General features: G+C 36.4%; 21 protein-coding genes. 8 read left to right on the forward strand and 13 right to left on the reverse strand.

Translation table 11 applies throughout. The annotated features are described in order from the left end of the window. Positions 1–8 precede the first annotated feature (8 nt). Positions 9–1,481: a type II secretion system protein N gene (locus VCM44_RS06170; RefSeq protein ID WP_334678310.1), complete on the reverse strand. Its 1,473-nt coding sequence runs from the start codon at positions 1,479–1,481 to the stop codon at positions 9–11. A 242-nt stretch (positions 1,482–1,723) separates the two neighbouring features. Here VCM44_RS06170 and VCM44_RS06175 point away from each other — a divergent pair, with 242 nt between their 5' ends. Continuing rightward, positions 1,724–3,490 carry an acyl-CoA dehydrogenase family protein gene (locus VCM44_RS06175; RefSeq protein ID WP_158536922.1) on the forward strand — a complete coding sequence of 589 codons (1,767 nt, stop codon included), beginning with the start codon at positions 1,724–1,726 and terminating at the stop codon, positions 3,488–3,490. Between the two features lie 79 nt (positions 3,491–3,569). Then, positions 3,570–5,234 (forward strand): CRTAC1 family protein, encoded by a 1,665-nt coding sequence (locus VCM44_RS06180; RefSeq protein ID WP_334678311.1) that lies wholly within the window; start codon positions 3,570–3,572, stop codon positions 5,232–5,234. A gap of 31 nt (positions 5,235–5,265) precedes the next feature. On the opposite strand, the gene VCM44_RS06185 is transcribed toward VCM44_RS06180, so the two are convergent. The 3 genes from VCM44_RS06185 to VCM44_RS06195 are packed head-to-tail and all read right to left on the reverse strand — an operon-like array spanning position 5,266 to position 6,635. After that, positions 5,266–5,775, reverse strand: coding sequence for a YtfJ family protein (locus VCM44_RS06185; protein ID WP_120405087.1), 510 nt, complete (start codon positions 5,773–5,775; stop codon positions 5,266–5,268). Between the two features lie 8 nt (positions 5,776–5,783). Beyond that, positions 5,784–6,134, reverse strand: a complete 351-nt coding sequence (locus VCM44_RS06190; RefSeq protein WP_115363551.1) for a hypothetical protein — start codon at positions 6,132–6,134, stop codon at positions 5,784–5,786. Positions 6,135–6,137: 3 nt separating this feature from the next. After that, complete coding sequence (locus VCM44_RS06195) at positions 6,138–6,635, reverse strand: hypothetical protein (RefSeq protein WP_115363549.1); 498 nt, start codon at positions 6,633–6,635, stop codon at positions 6,138–6,140. A gap of 84 nt (positions 6,636–6,719) precedes the next feature. Here VCM44_RS06195 and VCM44_RS06200 point away from each other — a divergent pair, with 84 nt between their 5' ends. Together VCM44_RS06200 and VCM44_RS06205 are read left to right on the forward strand one after the other, a co-directional pair. Continuing rightward, positions 6,720–7,397, forward strand: a complete 678-nt coding sequence (locus tag VCM44_RS06200; protein WP_133296982.1) for a hypothetical protein — start codon at positions 6,720–6,722, stop codon at positions 7,395–7,397. A 20-nt stretch (positions 7,398–7,417) separates the two neighbouring features. Next, positions 7,418–8,440 (forward strand): CpaF family protein, encoded by a 1,023-nt coding sequence (locus VCM44_RS06205; RefSeq protein WP_115363545.1) that lies wholly within the window; start codon positions 7,418–7,420, stop codon positions 8,438–8,440. Here the strand turns inward: VCM44_RS06205 and VCM44_RS06210 are convergent. The 3 genes from VCM44_RS06210 to deoC all read right to left on the reverse strand — a co-directional run bounded on the left by VCM44_RS06210 (position 8,437) and on the right by deoC (position 9,845). Then, complete coding sequence (locus VCM44_RS06210; RefSeq protein WP_115363543.1) at positions 8,437–8,709, reverse strand: hypothetical protein; 273 nt, start codon at positions 8,707–8,709, stop codon at positions 8,437–8,439. The two genes, VCM44_RS06205 and VCM44_RS06210, sit on opposite strands and share 4 nt — an antisense overlap. A gap of 82 nt (positions 8,710–8,791) precedes the next feature. After that, on the reverse strand, positions 8,792–9,091 hold the full coding sequence (locus VCM44_RS06215) for a hypothetical protein (protein ID WP_334678312.1): 300 nt from the start codon (positions 9,089–9,091) through the stop codon (positions 8,792–8,794). Positions 9,092–9,164: 73 nt separating this feature from the next. Further along, on the reverse strand, positions 9,165–9,845 hold the full coding sequence (gene deoC, locus VCM44_RS06220) for a deoxyribose-phosphate aldolase (RefSeq protein WP_334678313.1): 681 nt from the start codon (positions 9,843–9,845) through the stop codon (positions 9,165–9,167). Between the two features lie 63 nt (positions 9,846–9,908). On the opposite strand from deoC, the gene VCM44_RS06225 reads away from it, so the two are divergent. From VCM44_RS06225 to VCM44_RS06240, 4 genes are read left to right on the forward strand one after another with little or no spacing between them, the layout of a single operon-like run. Next, entirely contained in the window at positions 9,909–10,862 is a 954-nt protein-coding gene (locus VCM44_RS06225) for a sensor histidine kinase (protein WP_334678314.1), read from the forward strand. 3 nt (positions 10,863–10,865) lie between these two features. Continuing rightward, a complete protein-coding gene (locus tag VCM44_RS06230; protein WP_115363534.1) occupies positions 10,866–11,543 on the forward strand; it encodes a response regulator transcription factor in 678 nt (225 codons plus the stop codon). Positions 11,544–11,559: 16 nt separating this feature from the next. Next, entirely contained in the window at positions 11,560–12,327 is a 768-nt protein-coding gene (locus tag VCM44_RS06235; RefSeq protein WP_115363532.1) for an enoyl-ACP reductase FabI, read from the forward strand. A 2-nt stretch (positions 12,328–12,329) separates the two neighbouring features. Continuing rightward, positions 12,330–13,106, forward strand: coding sequence for an exodeoxyribonuclease III (locus VCM44_RS06240; RefSeq protein WP_334678315.1), 777 nt, complete (start codon positions 12,330–12,332; stop codon positions 13,104–13,106). A 76-nt stretch (positions 13,107–13,182) separates the two neighbouring features. Here the strand turns inward: VCM44_RS06240 and VCM44_RS06245 are convergent, their stop codons facing one another. The 6 genes from VCM44_RS06245 to hemC form a co-directional block, all read right to left on the reverse strand. Then, the gene (locus VCM44_RS06245; RefSeq protein ID WP_115363528.1) at positions 13,183–14,403 is read right to left on the reverse strand and encodes a M20/M25/M40 family metallo-hydrolase; all 1,221 of its coding nucleotides are present in this window, start codon (positions 14,401–14,403) and stop codon (positions 13,183–13,185) included. 148 nt (positions 14,404–14,551) lie between these two features. Continuing rightward, the gene (locus tag VCM44_RS06250) at positions 14,552–15,589 is read right to left on the reverse strand and encodes a uroporphyrinogen decarboxylase family protein (protein WP_120405081.1); all 1,038 of its coding nucleotides are present in this window, start codon (positions 15,587–15,589) and stop codon (positions 14,552–14,554) included. 17 nt (positions 15,590–15,606) lie between these two features. After that, positions 15,607–16,305, reverse strand: coding sequence for a response regulator transcription factor (locus VCM44_RS06255; protein WP_158536921.1), 699 nt, complete (start codon positions 16,303–16,305; stop codon positions 15,607–15,609). Then, positions 16,298–17,206 (reverse strand): sensor histidine kinase, encoded by a 909-nt coding sequence (locus tag VCM44_RS06260; RefSeq protein WP_115363522.1) that lies wholly within the window; start codon positions 17,204–17,206, stop codon positions 16,298–16,300. Before VCM44_RS06260 ends, VCM44_RS06255 begins: the two co-directional genes overlap by 8 nt. A 7-nt stretch (positions 17,207–17,213) precedes the next feature. After that, positions 17,214–18,485 (reverse strand): glutamate-1-semialdehyde 2,1-aminomutase, encoded by a 1,272-nt coding sequence (locus tag VCM44_RS06265; protein WP_115363520.1) that lies wholly within the window; start codon positions 18,483–18,485, stop codon positions 17,214–17,216. 15 nt (positions 18,486–18,500) lie between these two features. Beyond that, complete coding sequence (gene hemC, locus VCM44_RS06270; protein ID WP_334678316.1) at positions 18,501–20,033, reverse strand: hydroxymethylbilane synthase; 1,533 nt, start codon at positions 20,031–20,033, stop codon at positions 18,501–18,503. Between the last annotated feature and the right edge of the window lie 57 nt (positions 20,034–20,090).

The raw sequence follows: 20,090 nt of genomic DNA on the forward strand, positions 1-20,090 counted from the left end.
CCTATGATTTAATCAACAAAGTTATAATTAAAGCTTTGGTGAACGCCATTGCGTTTGATACCTAATTCGTAATAGTCCGTAGACTTAATTTTTCCAAACATCCCCATAATCTGGTTCATGTTATTTATTTTTGCGCCGTTGATTTCGCAAATAATGTCATCATTTTGAACATTCAGGTAAGAGTAGATTGACCCTGGCTTTACCTGTGTCATTTTAAAACAAAGTGAACCGTCTGGGTTCTTAATTGTAATGGCCTTAGCTTGAGTCAAAACATCACCAATATTACTTAGTAGTTGATCTCTTAATTGCTTCTTGATCTTAAAGTTATTACCTTCAACTTTAATATCTTTATTGAATTCAGGCATCACATCCTTTGCTCGACTAGGAGGAAGGATCTTTGTTTTTGTTTTACGTGCAAAACGTCTCGCACGATCATCTACATTTTCAATATATTCACATTCACCTGAGCGAAGGTTTTTAAAGATAACCTTTTGACGTGAAATATTTCCAATCTCTGCAATATTATCAATTTTACTTCCAATCCTAACGTTTAAACGCTTTCCTCGGTTTGTGATACTTGCAACAGACTTTTTATTATTTTGTAGAACAACTGTGTTAATTAGTTTCAAGCCAAGCTTTGATTCCGCTTCGGCGCTACGACAAACTTTTATAATATTGCGTGGCTTCTTAGGCTTATCTTCAACTTTTTCGTTCTTATCCTCTTGGATATTGAAAGGATTATAATTTCTTATATTAGCAATAGGACGATTGTACTCATATGTTTGTGGACGACTAAATGTTGTCTGAATTGAAGAGCCTTCACCTTTATCTTTTAAATAGAGTGCGGCCATCTTTCCAACTTGATAGAGTAGGACGAAGCTAATGGCCAAGATGAAGTAACGATGCACCTGTGGACGATTCTCTGAACTAAGTAAGTTTGGTAGAAAGTATTGTGGCCCACTTAGTTGTTGCTTGCCTTTCTTTCCTGTTACATTAGCTGTTGAGAGCTCATCTCTTTTTGATTTGATACGATCAAGCATACGTTGCATTACGTTGTACTTATTTGCATCTTCATCTTCTTCTATTTCATCAACTTCAAGCTCATCGTCTTCTTCAGAGTCATGAGAATCATTATTCTTTTTTAATTTATTTTTTAATTTGCTTAAGAAGCCAGCGCTTTGCTCATCATCTGCTGATAGGTCATCAATATAGACTTCTAACGTTGGATCTTCCACCGCTGGGGGAGTTGGAGGAGTATCCTCTTCTTCGACTTCTAGATGATCTTCACCATCAAGTTCTTCATACTCTTCTTCGTACTCTTCATTATCGAAGTCTGCTTCTACTTCTTCCTCATCTTCATACTCTTCGTATTCATCAGATGGAGGTGTCTCAGGAAGATTTTCACTAGTGTACTCAGCATCATCCTGATCCTTCGACAGTTTCGATTTAATTTTTGAAAAGAATCCTTTCTTTTTCGTCATTCAATTTCTTCTTGAAAGTTTTTATATTTTAATACCTTATAGTATTTTAAGGTTGTTTACCCAAAGCATCAACCATTGATATATCTGGTAAGATTTTTCTTAAGGAAAGCAGAGCGTTGTGCTCGGATAATCATAATATCTGTTTACTTTGCGTATTTGACAATTGTCGTGCTAAAATGTCAGGGAATTCTAGTCAATCAATACTCTAATATAGTTAGAAGGATTTAAAAAAGGACTTAATGATGAGTGAAGAGAAACAAATGATGGACTCCATTGTTGGAGACCTGTTCTTTGGTGAAGTTAAAGAAGAAAACGTTTTTCCATTTCCAGGTTTTACTGAAGAGCAGCAAGACTTTGGTCGCGAAATGGTTAACGCTGTTAGTAAATTCTGTGAAGATGCACTAGACTGCGAAAAAATGGATGAAGAGTCCGTTATTCCTGATGAAGTTATGAAAGGGCTAGCTGAACTAGGTCTTTTTGGTATGGGTGTTAACGAAGATCTAGGTGGTCTTGGTTTAGATTACACTCTATATAGTCGTGTTTTTGCTGAAGTTGCTGCATTTGACGGCGCTGTTGCAACAATGATTGGTGCACACCAGTCAATTGGTTATCGCGCACTTCTTAATGAAGGAACAGAAGAGCAAAAAGCAAAGTGGCTTCCACAACTTGCTACTGGTGAAAAGTTAGCATCATTTTGTCTAACTGAGCCAGGATCTGGTTCTGATGCTTATTCTATTAAGACTAAGGCCGTTGATAATGGTGATGGTACTTATACATTAACTGGACAAAAACTTTGGATTACGAATGCTGGAACAGCAGAGTTCTACTCAGTATTTGCTAAAACTGATCATGAAATTGATGGAGAAACAAAAGAGAAAATCTCTTGTTTCATCGTTGAAAAAGGTATGGAAGGTGTCTCTTTTGGAGAAAAAGAGAAGAAGATGGGGATCAGGGCCTCTGAAACTCGCGCCGTATACTTTGATAAAGTAATTGTTCCAAAAGAAAATATCATAGGTGAGCTTGGAAAAGGTTTCAAGATTGCTATGAACGTTCTTAACTCTGGACGTCTATCACTTGGTGCTGGTTGTGTCGGTGGTATGAAGACTCTACTAAAGATGGCAACTGAGCACGCTAAAGGGCGTAAGCAATTTGGTGCACCAATTGCTGAGTTTGGTTTAATCCAAGATAAACTTGCTCTTATGGCAGCAAGAATTTATGCAACTGAATCAATCGTTTACATGACAACTGGAAATATGTGTAAAGGTCTTAAGGATTATTACTTAGAGACAGCTGTTTGTAAGGTTTATGGTTCTGAAGCACTATGGGAAGTATGTGATCAAGCAATGCAAATTGCGGCCGGTAACGGTTATATGAAAGAGTATCCTTATGAAAGATATATGCGTGACTCACGTATTAATATGATCTTTGAAGGAACAAATGAAATTCTTAGAATCTTCCTTGCTCTTTCTGGTATTAGAAATCCTTCTGAAAGTATGAAAGAGTTAGGTAAAGCGGCAGACGTTTCTAAAGCACTACAAGATCCAATTAAATCAGTTGGTGTACTAACAAACTTTGCACGTGGTCGTTTCTCTAAAATGATTGGTCAACGTCTTATTACTAAGCAACATGAAAAGCTAGATAAAGAAGCAGGGAAGTTTAACTCTCTTCTTGGTCAATTTGCGATTCAAGTTGAAAATACACTAATGAAGTACGGTAAGAATATTATTGGAAATGAGCTTCCACAAAAGAGAATCGCTGAAATGGCAATGAATCTTTATGTAATGCTTGCAGTAATTTCACGTACAACTTCTATTTTAAACAGTGAAAAAGTTGATCAAGCCAAGAAGGACTATTGTCTTAACCTTGCTCGTGTAGCACTAAAAGATGCTAGAGCAGTAGTTGTAACAAATCTTAAGTCAATGACAAATCACGATGATAAGATTGTTAAAGCAACTTCAGATATGGTTTGTGATAATGATGGTTACGGATTAGACATTATTAACTTCTAATTTCTCTAAAAAAATATTTTTCACAAATATTGGCCCTAGTTATTTGCTAGGGCCTTCTTTTTTCTATTATCATATAGGTATGAAAATTCACTACTTATTAGTCTTCGCTTTATTATTTAGTGCTTGCTCTTCTTTTAATAAGAAGAAAAAAGAAGTCAAAAGAAAGCGTGCAAAAATTAATTACGGCCCACAGAAGAAATCATCTGCATTTATTGATGTGACTCAGAAGGTTGGCCTTGCAAATATCGAAGCTTCTCGTGTTTATATTTATGATATCAATAGTGATGGGCTTGAGGACTTAGTTTTTCTAAGTGGGAATTATTCAACAGCTCAGTTCTATTTGGCCACAAAGAGTGGAGAGTTTGTTAAGGCGAAGAATATTTACTTTGAGGATGATGTTCAAGCAACTTTTTTTCAGTTTTCTGACTTTGATAAAGATGGAACGACAGATGTATTAGTTGGGCTTCACAATCAAAAGTCGGCCTTAACGAAAAAACCGATCTCTATTTATTTGGGAAATAAGTCTCGCGGAAATAGTATTATTTTTAGAAAGGCACATGAATTTAAATTTGATTTCATCGCACCTATTACTAATGTAAACGTCTTTGATTACGATAATGATGGTGAATTAGATATGTTTGTTGCAAGTTGGTTTGACCGTCGTAACAAGGGGAAGCCTGTTGCAAATCGACTATTTACGGCCAAGAAGAAAAAGGTCTATGAAATATCAGGGGCCTTAACTTCTGAACTGGCAATGCGAGGTGATGAAGAGTATAACGTCGCACCTACATTCTCATCTAGTATCTGTGATATCAATAATGACGGATATCCGGATATTCTAACTAGTAATACGGCCGGCTATCCTAATAAACTTTGGCTTTCAACTGAGCAGAATAAAGTTTTAAAATATGTGGATTATGGACCTCAATCTGGTTATGCCATGGATAGTATTACAAGTGGTGGACGTTTTAATGGTGGTAATTCAACCTTTGCTATTTGTGGTGATTACAATAATGATGGTTATTATGATATTGCCATGGGAGAGGTCTCAAAGTCTCTTGATCTCGACTATCGTGACCGTTCTAGTATCCTGACAAATAGAGGTCTTAAAAAGATTTCATTTTTAAGAACAGAATATACAAATGATGGTGCACTTACTAATTGGAACCAAGGTGATATGCGCGGACTTTGGAGTGATCTTAATAATGATGGCCTCATTGACCTAATTGTTGATAATTCGGGGTTTCCCCCGCACACAAGACTCGTTAGCTTTGTACAAGATAATGATCACGAATTAGTAAACCGCTCTAAAGATTACGGTATTGATATTGTAAACCCAAGCTCAACTGTAGTCTTTGACTACAATGGTGATGGAAGAAATGATCTTTTAACAATTCAAGTTAATACCAGAGATGCACGCATTAAGCCGCGTGTTTATCTTTTTGAAAATAATTTACCACAGAAGAACTTTATTAAGTTGAAGCTTGAAGGTAAGAGGTCTAACCATGATGCAATCGGTGCAAAGATTATTGTTGTTACAGATAAAGGTCGTACACTAACGCGTCAACATTATTTTTCATATGGACAATTCCAACCACAAAACTCATCGATTGTTCATATCGGCCTTGGAGATGAAAAGGTTAGTGAAGTCATCATTGAATGGCCTTATCGCTTAAAAAGTGGAAAGAAACTTCGAAGAAGTTATCCTGTTATAATGAATGATTTAACATTGATTAAAGAATAGGTGCTACAGAAGTAGCACCTAATATATGAAATTATAGATTATTTTTGATTAAAGAGATCATCTCTTTTACTTGCTTATCACTGGCCTTTCCATTGATTTTATAAATGATATTTCCGGCCTTATCAAAAACAATAATATTAGAATCATCATCTTTTACAATTCCGTCCCATTTTTTTACGACGACTTTTTCTAGGTCTTTAACATATAATGTATTAGGGTACTTCTTTTGCTTATCTTCAAGAGCACCTTCTAGGATTGAGTTAGGTAGCCAAGTTGCATCCATATTGATTACGGCAACTGAAGCGTATTTTTTTAGATCAAATTTTTCAGCGGCCAGTGCTTCAGAAGCATGGTTATTTAAGTCTTTCTCATCTGGATCAACATAGAATAGTACGTGTACTTTGCCTTTTAGCTCTTTTGAAGACCAAGCATTCCCATTTAAGCGTCCGCCATTATCTCCTGAAATTTCTACTACTGGTGGTCTAATTGCAAATGATGCCACACTTGAAAGTAGTAGTGCCCCTAAAATCAACTTCTTCATAACCTCTCCTAATCGATAAATGTTTTATTGAATATTTGCTTAATATTCTTATTAAATTTTGAATCTTTCTTTAGCGTATGCTTAAGTATTTTTGTTCTTAAAGTATCGTTATATTCAACTAATTCCTGCATCAACTCGTCAAACTGATTTAATTCAATCACATTTGGGATACGTGTTTGAAAGAAGTCCTTTAGTTGTTTGATTCGATTTTTTTCAATGTCCAAAAAATTCGTCAGCTTATGTCCTTCTTGTCCATTATCGCTTCTCTTTTGGACCGGCGCAAACTCTTCTCCTAACACTTTTCGGATATGTTGATCAATTTTCTTAGCATCGTTATTATCATTATTGTCGTCGTTCATACTTTATCCCTTGGCCTCTTCTTCAAGAATTTTTAGAATCTTTTCAAGTTTACTTCCTTCCTTGGCCAATGATTTAATAATTCTTTGAGATGAAATTGTGCGAGAGAACTCGTCTAAGCATAGCTGAACATCTTCATTTCTTATGTTAGATGCTGAGATATCGATGAAGTCCAGTATTTTTTGTTCCTTGGTCGTAGGTCTCGTTGCTTCAAATTGATAATAGCTTGGGAGCTCTTCTATACTTTTGAAGATTGGAAACTTAGTCCAAATATCTTCGATATCGGAAATAATATAAAAAGGGTAAGGAAACTTAGGTGATAAGTTTTCCTCTTCCATAACATTGGAGAGAAGGCCAAGTAACTTGATAAGACGATCTCTTTTAAGGCGAGAAGCATCAAGGTAAACCGGTTGATGGCCAACACGATAATGTTTTAAATTTGCCTTGATTTCCACTTTATCAATGGACTTCAATTTGAATTCTTCAAGAATAGGAGTTTTCATTTAATTATTATAACAGTTTCTTGTGTTATTGATAAAGCGAATATAAGTCTGGAAAGTGATGGAAATCTCATTTATCATAGGTATATGGAATTGGATTACATAGAACTTCCCGAGGCATTTTGTCAGTTACTCATCAGTAACGTATCAAGCTCAAGTCAGACCTCTGTGGATCTTCAAAAATATATTTATCAATCACCGGCCATGGCAAGAATTCTCTATCGAGTTTTAAATGCTGGTGAAGAGACAGACCTCACTTCACTTATTAAGAAGTTTGGATGGCATGGGATTCGTGATCGTTTATTGGCCTATTATATAAACTTCTTAGAAAATAGTAATCATCCTCATTCAGTTTTAGTTGATAGTGTTGATGATATTACAAATCTAGAAGCTAGGTTTCGTGATAAAACAGTAAGTGGATATTCTAGACTAATATCTCTTGGCTTTTATTTAAAAGTCTCTTGTTATGAACAAGACTTAAAGTCATTGGATGAGCATCCTTATTTTCCATCTCGTAAAATCGATCAATTAATGGCCTCTGTTACAAATCGAAATATAAGAATTGATATTCTGATTTTGATGCTTGTGCATTTCTTAAAGTTTCTAGGTGAAGAAAAGCTTTTTGGATTAATTAAGGCCAAATCAAGCTTTGATATGATTGAGACTATGCTCGAACCAAATCAGAAACAATTACTACAAAAGAATTTAATAAATTATGCGCTTAGTATTGGGGATCTCGAACTAGTTGCGGCTAAGACTGTTTAGGATTCATTTAAAGGAAATATATGACTGAAAATAGTATTTGGAAAATGTTAGATGATCTATCAACAAAACGAGGGATCTCTGAAATTGTCATTAATGGACCAAATAGTGTTTTTGTTGAAAGGGCCGGAGAGTTCATTGGCCTAAATGTGAATATTAATAAAAAAGATATTCTCGACTTTGCTACAGAAGTTGCAATTTTTAATAAGAAAGAATTCTCAAATAATGATCCTATCTTAGATGGCCGTCTGCCAGATGGCTCACGTGTTAATATTATTAGCGAACCATTTGCCTCAAGTGGTACATCCATAACAATTAGAAAATACCTCTCAAATAACTTTGAGCTCGAAAAACACGGAGCTCTCTTTAATATTCCTGAAAATGTCGTTCCATTCCTTATGGCCTTAATGCGCTCAAGAAAGAATATTCTGATCTCTGGTGGAACAGGTTCTGGAAAGACGACTTTTATGAATATGCTTTTAAAAGAAGTTGATCAAGGAGAGAGAATTATTACCATTGAGGATACTATTGAGCTTGTTTTAAAACAGCCTAACTCTGTTCGTCTTGAGGCAGGGCTTGATAAGAATATCTCAATGAGTGAGCTCGTTAAAAATACTCTACGAATGAGACCTGATCGAATCATTGTTGGTGAGGTTAGGGGAGCTGAGACTTTTGATATGATTCAGGCGATGAATACTGGCCACGATGGAAGTATGACTTCAATCCATGCGAACTCACCTGTTGAGTGTCTACAAAGAGTTGAGTCTCTCTTTCTAATGTCAGGCTTTGATCTGCCATATCATGTAGTTAGACGTTACATCTCCACGGCCGTTGATTATATTATTCAATTAGGACGCGGTGAGAATGGAAGACGTAAGGTTACTCAGATCATGGAAGTAAATTCTATGGAAGGTAATCACATTCTAACAACTTCAGTTTTTGAGACTGAAAATGATGAATTAATCTTCAGTGGAGCAGTTCCTTCAAGTGCTAATGATCTCCAGCATAAAGGGGATTTAGAAATCAATTATTGGAATACTCTTTAATTCACTATCATTGTCGCATCAATCTTAGTGAAAATATTCTCATTCATCTCATCGGAGTGAATTGCCGTGATGAGACAATGATGGTCGATATCTAAAATAAAAGCAGCGATGGGAGTAATGATCAAGGACTCATGAGAGCCTTTGGCCTTTAGTTTCATTGCGGCTTCGCTGAGTTTAAATAAGTCCCTATCATTTAATTCAATCTGACGCTGAGACATTCTCTTTTGTGCATGTTTTGAAATTGATAATTGATTAATGACTCTTTCCATACAAACCTTCCATGGTTATTGTTAAAGTCATTTTGCCACCTTGCCCATTATTAGCGGTAGGTGGGAAGCGGTAAAGAAAAGCTTATAATTTCTTTAGCTCTTTTAATTCCATGAGAATTCCAAGCTGTTGATGACGTAAGCTTAGGCATTTTGATTGAAAGTAGTAATTTCTCGTTTGATTAAAAAGTGAATTGATTTGTTTTTTAAGGTCCTTACCAACCTTCTTGGCTCCAACCTCATTAACAACTTTCTTAATTCTTATGAACTCTCTTGTGTTCTTATAAGCAATATTCTGATCTTGTTGTTCGCAACTTGCGAGGCTCTGTAATGAAAAGATTGTTGTAACTAAGGTAAGCGTGGTGAAAAGGAAAGCTTTAAACATTCGATCTCCGGCTAGATTGAGTAGCGTCTTGCTACTTATCTATCAATACCATAAGAACGCGTCTACTTACACCTTAGTAAGAAGATGTTGTGTTTTTTTCACCATTCATAATCGCAATTCCAGAACTTGTTCCAAGTCTTGTCACACCCATTTCGATGTATTTTATTGCGTCTTCGTAACTTCTAACACCACCAGATGCCTTTACCTCACAGCGTTTCTGGGCCTCTTCTAACATAATTTCAACAACTTCTGGTGTTGCCCCTGAGGAAGAGAAACCTGTTGATGTTTTTATAAACTTTGCACCTGCATCAATGGCCGCATTTGTGGCCAAACGGATTTCCTTTTCATTCAATAGGCATGTTTCAAATATAACTTTTACTGTCTTCTCTCCAGCTTGTGCAACAACTGCTGCAATATCACTTTTTATATAGTCAATTTCGCCTTCTTTAAGCTTTCCAATATTTAAGACCATATCAATTTCGCTGGCACCTTTTTCGATGGCATCTTTTGTTTCAAACGCCTTTGCCTCCGTTGTCATGGCCCCTAATGGAAAACCAATAACTGTACAAATCATGGACCTTTGTGGGTCAAGATGCTTCTTTGCTTCTTCAATACGAGAAGGGTTAATACAAATTGACTTAAATCCATATTCATTGGCTTCAGTACATAGCTTCTTTATCTGAGCAGCACTTGCTTCTGGCTTTAAAAGAGTGTGGTCAATATACTTTGCAAGATTTTGGATTTTTGATTCCATTTTGTCCTCATTATTAAACATTTTTCCTTAACTTATAGTGCCAATAATTGCTAAAATTTGCAAATGGCACGTCAAATTAGGGGACCTGTATTTTTACATCCCGTCTTTATTTTTATTTCATCCCTTGTCGCACTTGGGGTTTCTTTATACCTCTATATTTCTTCGTATTTAGAAGTTAACGAGAAGCTAACGATATTTGTTGAAAAGTCTGGGATTCAACTCGTACAATTTCAGCAAACTCAGACCTGGGTTATGATCCTGGTCTTATCAATTCTTGTTACTTTGATTATCTTAGGCTTTAGTTTAGTTTTTTATTACTATCAAAAATTACGTCAGCTCTATCGTATGCAACAAAACTTTATTAACGGTTTCACGCATGAACTAAAGACACCGGTTGCTTCTATCGGGATATTTATCGATACCTTAAAGAAACATGAATTTCCTCGCGAAAAACAAATGGAGTACTTAGATGTTATGCGCCAAGATACGGAGAGACTAGGCGATAATATCGAACAAATCCTTCAGCTTGGACGAATTGAAGAGAAGAAGGTCGAGCCAGACGTGAGACTGATTGGGGTTCGTACGGCCATTGAAGAATTTCTGGATAGAAATAAGCATAATTTTAAAGATCTTCAGGTTAGTTATCTTCATCTTGAAGAGGATGCTTTTATTGATTTTGATCCGAAGCTCTTTGATATTTTACTTATGAATATTTTTACCAATGCGATTCGATATAATAGTAAAGCTCAGAAGAAAGTTGAGGTTATTTTTCAAAAATCTAAAAACTTTGGAGAGTTATTCTTTGTCGATAATGGTGATGGTGTTGAAGAAAAAGAATTAAAGAATATATTTAAAAAGTTTTATCAAGTTGGTAGATCCTCTAAGGGCAGTGGTGTTGGTCTTTATATGGCCACTCAAATTATGAAAATTCACTCTGGTAGAATTACTGCTTCTAGTGAAGGTAAAGGCAAGGGTCTAACTTTAAAATTATTATTAAAACTACATAAGAAGGATTAGATTATGAGTCATATTTTACTTATTGAAGATGAGGAGAATATTGCAAAGGGAATCATCCTAAATTTAGAACTAGAAGGATTTGAAGTTACTCATGCTGCCCGTGGTGATGAGGCCATTGAGATCTATGAGCAAAAGAATTTTGATTTGGTGGTTCTTGATCTAATGTTGCCTGGACTAAGTGGTGAGGATATTCTTGTAAAAATTCGCGATGTAAATGAGAAGACACCTGTTTTAGTGCTATCTGCTAAAGATAGTAGTAAATCTAAAGTTCGCTGTTTTAATTTGGGGACAGATGATTATCTGGCAAAACCATTTAACCTGGATGAGTTTATTTTAAGGGTTAAAAGGCTTCTCAAAAGATCAAGTTGGACAAAGAAAGAAGTCGAAGTTTATAAGTTTGGAAATAATGAGATTAACTTCTCAGACTTTAAGGCCTATTCAAATGAACAGGAGTATTCACTGACTGAGCAAGAGGCTAAGATTTTGACACTTTTAACTCAAAATGAAGGAGAAGTGGTAACGCGCGGTGAGTTACTTGAGTTATTGGGCTACAAAAAGGATTCAAATACTCGTACAATTGACAACTTCATTGTACGTTTTAGAAAATACTTTGAAGAAAATCCAAAGGAACCTAAACATATTATTAGTATCCGCTCTGTCGGCTACAAGTTTGTTAAATAAAGTAATGGAGATATAAATGGGAATTTTAGAAGGAAAGAAAGTTCTAGTCCTAGGCCTTGCAAATGATAAGTCAATTGCATGGGGAATTTCAAAACAAATGAAAGAGCAAGGTGCACGTCTTGCATTTTCATACTTAAACGAAGCTCTACAAAAAAGAGTTGAACCACTCAGCGAAGAAATTGGTGGAGAGTTTACATTTGAGTTAGATGTTCAAAATGAAGAGCATATGACTAAGATGGCAGAAATCGTAAAAGAGAAATGGGGTGATGTTGATGTTATCGTTCACTCACTAGCATTTGCAGATAAAACAGATCTTAAGGATCGTTTCCATAAAACAAGCCGTGAAGGTTTTAAAATGGCACAAGATATCTCAGCTTACTCACTTTTAGGTGTGTGTAATGTTCTTAAGCCACTTATGGCAAAAGATTGCTCTGTTATCGCTCTTACTTACCATGGATCAGTAAAAGTTCTTAATGGTTATAACGTAATGGGTGTTGCAAAAGCATCTCTTGAATCAACAATGAGATATCTTGCTGATGATTTAGGCCCAGAAGGGATTCGAGTAAATTGTATCTCTGCAGGTCCAATTAGAACTCTTGCTGCTTCTGGTGTACCAGGGCTAAAAGGATTCTTAAATGACGTTGAAGAGAAGTCGCCACTTCGTCGCAATGTAACTCAAGAAGATGTTGGTGGAGCTGCTGTGTTCTTAGGTTCACGCCTTGCAAATGGTGTAACAGGACAAGTGCTTTACGTTGATTCTGGTATCTCGATTTTAGGAGCCTAGTTTTGACTAAGATTTCAAGTTGGAACGTTGCAGGTCTTAGGGCCTGTGAGAAAAAAGGTTTTTACGATTGGTATTTAGAAGATGATTCAGATGTAATTTGTCTCCAAGAGACAAAGGCACTACCTGAGCAATTAAGTGATCGCCTAAATAATCCTGATAATCACGAAGTGTTAATAGCACCTGCGGAAAGAAAGGGATATTCAGGTGTGGCCACTTGGGTACGCAAAGGAATCAATGTTAAGCACACGGTTGGACTTGGAATTCCTGAGTTTGATTGTGAAGGACGTACCATCATTTCAGAATTTGATGATTATATCCTCTTTAATTGTTACTTCCCAAATGGACAAAGAGATCACGCAAGAGTTCCATATAAGATGGACTTCTGTCGTGCTGTTGCTGATAAAGCTTTAAAGCTTAAGAAGAAGACAAAGAAAGAAGTTGTGATCTGTGGTGACTACAACACTGCCCATACTGAAAATGATCTTGCTAATCCAAAAACAAATAAGAAGACGACAGGTTTTCTTCCTCTTGAGCGTGAATGGATGGATGAGTTTAAGGCCCAAGGCTTTACTGATCTTTTCCGTGAATTCACTTCTCCAGAAGAGAATGGCCACTATACTTGGTGGACTTATCGAAGCAATTGTCGTGAACGAAATGTTGGTTGGCGTATTGATTATTTTTGGTCAACTGATGAATTTGTTTCAAGAGTAGAGAATTGTTGGCATCAGCCAGATGTAATGGGAAGTGATCACTGTCCATTATCGATTGAATTTAAGTAAGGATTGCGTCCATCCTGGACATAAAAAAAGCCTCCTTTCGGAGGCTTTTTATATATCAAAGTTGAGAGATCTGAAATTATCTATCAAGTTCAATGACAAATGATAAGGCAAGCTTAGCAAATTTAAGTGCATGATCTGCTGTTCCACCCATGTAATCTAGAGTATCACGTGATGTGTGAATTCTTCCATTCATTTCACGCTTACGAGTTTCAAATGGTGTCGAAGCTGGAAATCCTTGAGCTGTCCACGAAGCATGGTCTGAACAAGCATATCCACAAGTATCACGTCCCCAAGTTAATTCTGGAAGATATGTATCAATCAGAGATCCTAGGAAGTTATTTTGTGCTTCATTAGTATAGTCAGTAATAATCGTAATATCGTCATTAGAGTTATTGAAGTTTGTCATATCAAGTTGCATGACACCAACAACACTTTTACCTTCACGCTTGTGAGTTTGTGCAATATCTTTAGATCCAAGAAGTCCAACTTCTTCTGCTGCATAGGCCATGAACTTAATTGTCTTCTCTGGTTGATAACCACTTTGAGCTAAAACTTTTAAAACTTCTGTTACAGTTGCTGTTCCTGAAGCGTTATCATCTGCACCTGGTGCGTGAGCATTTGTACGTCCCCACCAACCAGCAATAGAGTCAGCATGTCCACCAATTACGATAATATCATCTGATTTACCTTTAATTGTTGCAATTACTGATGGTTGAGGGAATCCTGAATGATTAAAAAATTCAACACTGATGTCATTTCTGTGTGCCGTTAGGCTCGTCCAGTGATCCTTAAGCCATTGTTGTGATTGAACACCTGTTTCTGACTTATAATAACGATTATGGAAGCTAGACATCTTTTCAATAACACCTCTAATTGAGCTTTCCTGTGCTTTTGAAATAGTATCTCTTACAAGATCTTCTTGGTTAAGAGTGTAGTCGGCAACAAGTGAACTATAGTCTTGCTGTCCTTTCATATTTTCTTGAGATTCTTTAACGAATTTTAATGCTTCTTCTTTTGTTTGAAATGCGAAGTATCCACCACATCTTTTATGTTCTTCGTGGGCAAGGTGAGAAATTTCAGCTCGCTCTTCCATTCTTTTTGTTTTTGCAATAACAAGATCTTTTTCAACTTTAATAACATCAAGTTGCATTTCAGAGTGTAGACTCTGAGTTGATGTGAATAGGTCTTTTCCTGTTACAATGTAATTATGCTCGTGATTCCCGTTTAGATCTTGGGCAAAAGAATTAATTGTTAAAAGAGACAGTCCTGCTACTAATACCTTTTGTGTAAATTTCATTCAACCTTCCTTGGTCAATTTTATCTATTAACTAAACAAGTTTATGGCCAAACAACTGATTAAAATAGCGATAGATTCTATTATATTCTTACATAGAAGCTGTAAGGGCCTTGTATTAGGAGAGTTTGGGCGCTATGCGCCCAAACAATTAGTATTGAAACTTACTTTGAATTAATTCGACACTTTTTCTCACATTCTCTTGGTCAATCCACTGAAGACAACCGTGGCCAAGTCCACAAATCCATTTATTCATCGGAGCATTGGCCGTTTGGAGTGACTCGTAAAGCCCCATCCATTTCTTTTCTAGAGTTTCCCATGGAAGCCCTAAGTATGCTGGTTCAAGATTTCCTTGAATATAGTAGTCGTTACCTAGAGTGTTTAGAACATGACCAAGATCATGTCTCCAATCAACACCAAGAACATCAATATTATCGTCCTCGATTGCTTGTAGATAACGAAGGTGAGTCATTTTAGAATAGTAGATGACTTTTTTATTTGGGAATTCTTTTTTGAATTCTGCTGTAACTCTTTTGAGTACAGGAAGAACGATCTGAGTATAATCTTCGTAGTTTAACTCACCAGAAGCAGTGTCAAATAAGCACATAGCATCTGCTCCACCTAGGGCCTGAGCACGCATCTCACCAAGAAGTTCTGGGATAAGTAACTCGACAAATGCATCCCAACGACCATCATAAAGACCTAGCTTTGAGCTATAAAGTGATCCAGCATGAGATCCTTCAACAGCATAAGTGTATAGAGTGAAAGGAGCACCAACAAATCCTAGAAGAGTCGTTGTATTTGGTAGAGTCTCTTTTAAAAGTGTACAGGCTTCACCTTGGAATTTATAAAAGTTCTCTGCTGTATCAAGAAATTTTAGCCCTTTAATATCAGCTACAGTTTCTAGTTTCTTTTCTAATTTAGGTCCTGGTGCATATTCTAGTCCCATTCCCATTTGCTCAAGAGGGAAAAGTAGATCTGAAAATAAGATGGCCGCATCAAATTTAAAGTCATTGATAGGACCCATTGTTACTTCACATGCTAGCTCTGGTTGCTTGCATAATTCCATAAAAGTATTCTTCTTTTTCATTCCTTGGTAATGATCGTGGTAGCGTCCAGCTTGACGCATAAACCATACAGGTACAAATTCTTTTCCGTTTTCACTTTTGCGATCGTTAAATAATCCCATCTCTTAATCCTTTTTGATTATTTATTAATAATCAATTTATAGCCAATTCCACGAACACTTTGAATCTCTAGGGAGTTCTTGGAGTCGCTCTCGGCCCACTTTCTAAGTTTAACAATATAATTATCCACTGTTCGTTGAGAAGGGAACTTGTCTTCACCCCAGACTTTCTCAATAATAAGATCCCTCTCTACAGCTTCGTTCTTTTTCTTTAATAAGATCTCAAGAATTGCGCATTCTTTTTGCGTTAAATTAATTATTTTTCCTTCACCATCTTGAACTTCAAATCTTTTTGGCCAAATCTTTAAGTCACCAATAATAATTTCATCATCTAATGAATCAATTGTAGTTTTAAAGCTAAGAAGACGATCAAGCCTTATTGTTAGCTCTTTTAAAGCAAATGGCTTTGTTATATAGTCTTCTCCACCTGCTTCAAATCCTTCAACCTTCGTTTGAGGATCATTAAGGGCAGACAAGAAAAGAAGTATGAAGTCTCTTCTTTCTTTTCTAAATTCTTTTGCTAATTCGATTCCATTACCATCAGGTAGACCAATATCCATAAGAATGATATTTGGGCCAAATTGTTCAAAATAATATCTCGCATCTTTGACATTTTTTGCAAGTTTACATTGATGACCAACATCTTCTAAGTACTCACTAAGAGTATCACCAAGGTTATTATCGTCTTCTACGACTAGTATCTTTCCGAAGTTACTCATTTTCTTCCTCGGCTTTTGAAAGTGGTAGAGATATCTTAAAGATAAGCCCATTCTCCTTAGTAATATCTAAACTTCCATGCATACGACTTATTAACTTTCTTGATAGATAAAGCCCTATTCCAGAGCCTTTTGTTGACTCATGTTTATAAAAGAGATTTCCAAGTTTGTTAATTTCACCATTAAAAGTACCTTTGTCTTGGTATGTAATAATGGCCTTATCTTCAAGGGTAGTAATTGTTATGGAAACATCTTTCGAGTTCGTATGTGAAATCGTATTTTCTAAAAGATTTTTGAATATAATACTTAGGGCAAACTCATCAGCACTTACACTAACTTCCTCAGCACCGTCTTCTAGTTCAACATTAAGTTTTGAAGAGTAATCTGACTTTACAATATTAGCGATAAAGTGAGTGATGTCCACATCAACAAAATTAAGATTTCCACCTCTTTCTAATCTCGAAAGTTGAAGGATTTTATCCATTTGATTCTCTAGTCGAATGGTATCCTCAATTAGGCGATTCGTTAATTTTTCTAATCTTTGATTTTCTATTCCATCAACTTCGTCTTTAATGACTTCCGACTGTAGCTTGATACTAGCAAGTGGCGTTTTAAGCTCATGTGTAAGACCTGCAAAAAAAGCCGTAATAGATCGATTCTTTCTTTGGTCGCGTATAAATAGGAGAGTATGTGAAACTACTAGAACTAGAATTAGCACTAGAAAGGTTGTCCCTTCCCATTTTATAAGTGAGCCAATATTTAGGTCTTCTGTAACATTTAAGCTACTGAGGCGGTCACTAAGCTTAAAAATTAAATAAAGCCACCAAACTCCAAAAAGAAAGATTAGGCCACTTGTGATGGCCGATACAATGAAAAATGGTGATGATGACTTCTTAAGTTCCAATTTCTAACTAGCTCCAAAGTCTCTTTTCTAGATCTTTTGCAACATCTTCGTCGTGAGCAAGTGAGCCAAAACCAACTTCATATGCATTAGGTGAGAGATAAATACCTTTTTCTAATAGTAGTTCAAATAATGGAACAAAGTCTTCACCGATATTTCCTGGAATATTACCAACTGACTTTATCTTATCTCCTGGAACAATCCAAAATAGAGAAGAGTGGTGGATAATATTATAATTTGAAAACTGTCCATCGTTATACTCAGCTAGCCATTTCTTAAAGATATTTACAATTCTTAGAGTGTTTTGTTCTAGCTTTTCGTAATTTTCCTTTGTCATCTGCTTAAGCGTCTCAAGCCCTCCAACCATTGCAAGTGGGTTGGCACTTAAAGTACCTGCTTGATAAACACCACCAACTGGAGCAAGGTGTTCCATTATCTCTGTTTTCGCTGCTAGAGCACCAACTGGAAGACCACCGCCGATAACTTTTCCGTAAGTTACGATATCTGGTGTGATTCCTGTAAGCTCGGCCATTCCACCAAAGGCAACACGGAAACCAGAAATAACTTCATCAAAGATTAAAAGAGCATCATTTGCTTTTGTGATATCGCGAAGTCCTTGTAGGAATTCTTGATCTTGAATAAGAAGTCCATTATTAGCTGGTAGAGGCTCAACGATAATTGCTGCAATTTCATCTTTGTGGTCTTCAAAACATTTTTTTACACCATCAAGATCTTCTAGTTCTAGAATTAGAGTATCGTCAGCTACACCTTTTGGTACACCTAATGAAGATGACTCTGCTGCTCCAGCAAGACCTGAACCTGCTTTAATTAACATGGCATCAACGTGTCCATGGTAACAACCGTTAAATTTAATGATTTTATTTTTCTTTGTTACACCTCGAGCAAGTCTTAAAGCAGTCATAACCGCTTCAGTACCAGAGTTCACAAATCTGATTTGATCAACGTGAGGTAGACGAGAAAGTAGGTATTCAGCAAGGTCAACTGAGTATGGCTCACAAGCTCCGTAGCTCCAACCACGACCAAGGGCCTGGGTCAATTTTTCTTTTACTGCTGGATTTTGGTGTCCAAGAACGAGGGGACCAAAGCTCATGCAAAAGTCGATATAGTCTTTACCCTCAATATCAGTAAAGTATGCACCATTTGCGCTCTTGAAAAACTTAGGAGTTGACTCCATTCCCTTGAAAGATCGAACAGGTGAGTGAACTCCTCCTGGAACCATCTTCTTACTCTTTTCAAAAATCTCTGTGTGTAAATTACTCATTATTTAATCCTTTTCTTATTTTTGCTTCATCCAGTTTTTAAATTCTTCCATTGATGTGAATGGACGAACTGTAATATCTTCTTTTGATAATTGTTCAAAAGTCTTTCCAAGCCCACAAGCATGGAACTTATTCTTTATTTCTGGAATATGTTGTGTATAAGTTTTATATTGTGAGAAGCTTGTCCAAAAGAAGACATCACATTGTCTTAATTCGTCCATAAATCCTTCACGAACGTCATTCGTACTTTTTTCGTAAGCTTCCATAATCTGGCCGTAGTCAGAGTATGAGTCCTTATGAGTTAGAATGGTTAATTCTTCTTTTGGCCCATTCATCACTTCAATTGCTTTGGAATCACGAATTTTATCTAGATATGCTTCACCTAAACTGTCACAGCTTCCATGAACCCATTGACCATTCCTAGCAAGTAGTCTCCAAGTTGAAAGTCCTGCCGTATAAACTGCCTTACCGTGGTTTTTGAATAGGTTTGCACCGTAACGAGCAGAAACAAGAAGATCATTATTAGGAATATTTGCTTTCTTAAGCGATTCCTTATTTATTAATTCACAATAAATATATTCATCTTCTCTGTGATCAGCGTGAGGAAGACCGATGAAGGCGCGCTCTTTCTTTTCTGGAGAAGGAAAGCTTCCTTCAAGATGTCTCTCAAAGATAACTTTGTCATCTACTTTACCTTTATGAGTATGAACGTAGTAGTCACCTTTTTTAGTAACGTTAATTCCAACTGCTAAGTGACAACCTCCACCATAGCTTGCAAAGGCCTGGCGTTCACGACTTACTTCACTAACTGTATCTTTATCTTGAAGCTGTTTTAACTTTGCTTCTAATTCACCATTATCATCACGTCCTTCAAGGCATTCAATTCCTAGAGCACCTTGAGATGCCGCTGCTGGGAATTGGCTATGAGGCATAACCATATAAGTCATATCTTTTAAAAGTGGCTCGAGTTCTTTTCTCGATGACTCAGTGATTGCAAGTCTTTCAATCCCAGGCATCGCAAGAACGATGGCATGATAATTACCATCTCTCAACTTTTGTAGGCGTGAGTTTACATTTCCTCTAAGCATCTTTGTCGTAACTTTTACGTTCTCTCCATATGGAAGATATTCAGCAAGTGAGCTTTCGATATTTGTAATTCGTCTTGGTGATGATGTTCCAACAACAAATTCTTTAATTTCTTTGCACATTAATTGGCTTACAGTTTCTTCTTTAATAAAGAGAATATCGTGAGCGTAATCTCTTTTTGTAATGGCCGCTAATTTAATACCTTCAGGCCTATCACTTCCAAGGTCTTTATATGAGTGAACCACCATATCAATTTCTTTATTTAAAAGGGCCGCATCAAGCTCTTTAGTAAAAAAGTCTTTACCTTCAAGCTGCCAAAGAGGCTTGTCTGTAACCTGATCTCCTTGAGTCTTGATAACCTTTAGCTCGAACTGATCTCCAGTTAATTCTTCTAATTGATCTTTAACTTGATTACATTGTGTAAGTGCTAAAAGAGAACCGCGTGTTCCAATGATGTACTTCAAAATATATCCTTGTGTTTAGATGTGAGTCTGTAAATTACAATACTTAACTTACTTTTT

Origin of the sequence: Halobacteriovorax sp. DPLXC-1, assembly GCF_036903125.1 — a bacterium.
Taxonomy (GTDB): domain Bacteria; phylum Bdellovibrionota; class Bacteriovoracia; order Bacteriovoracales; family Bacteriovoracaceae; genus Halobacteriovorax_A; species Halobacteriovorax_A vibrionivorans.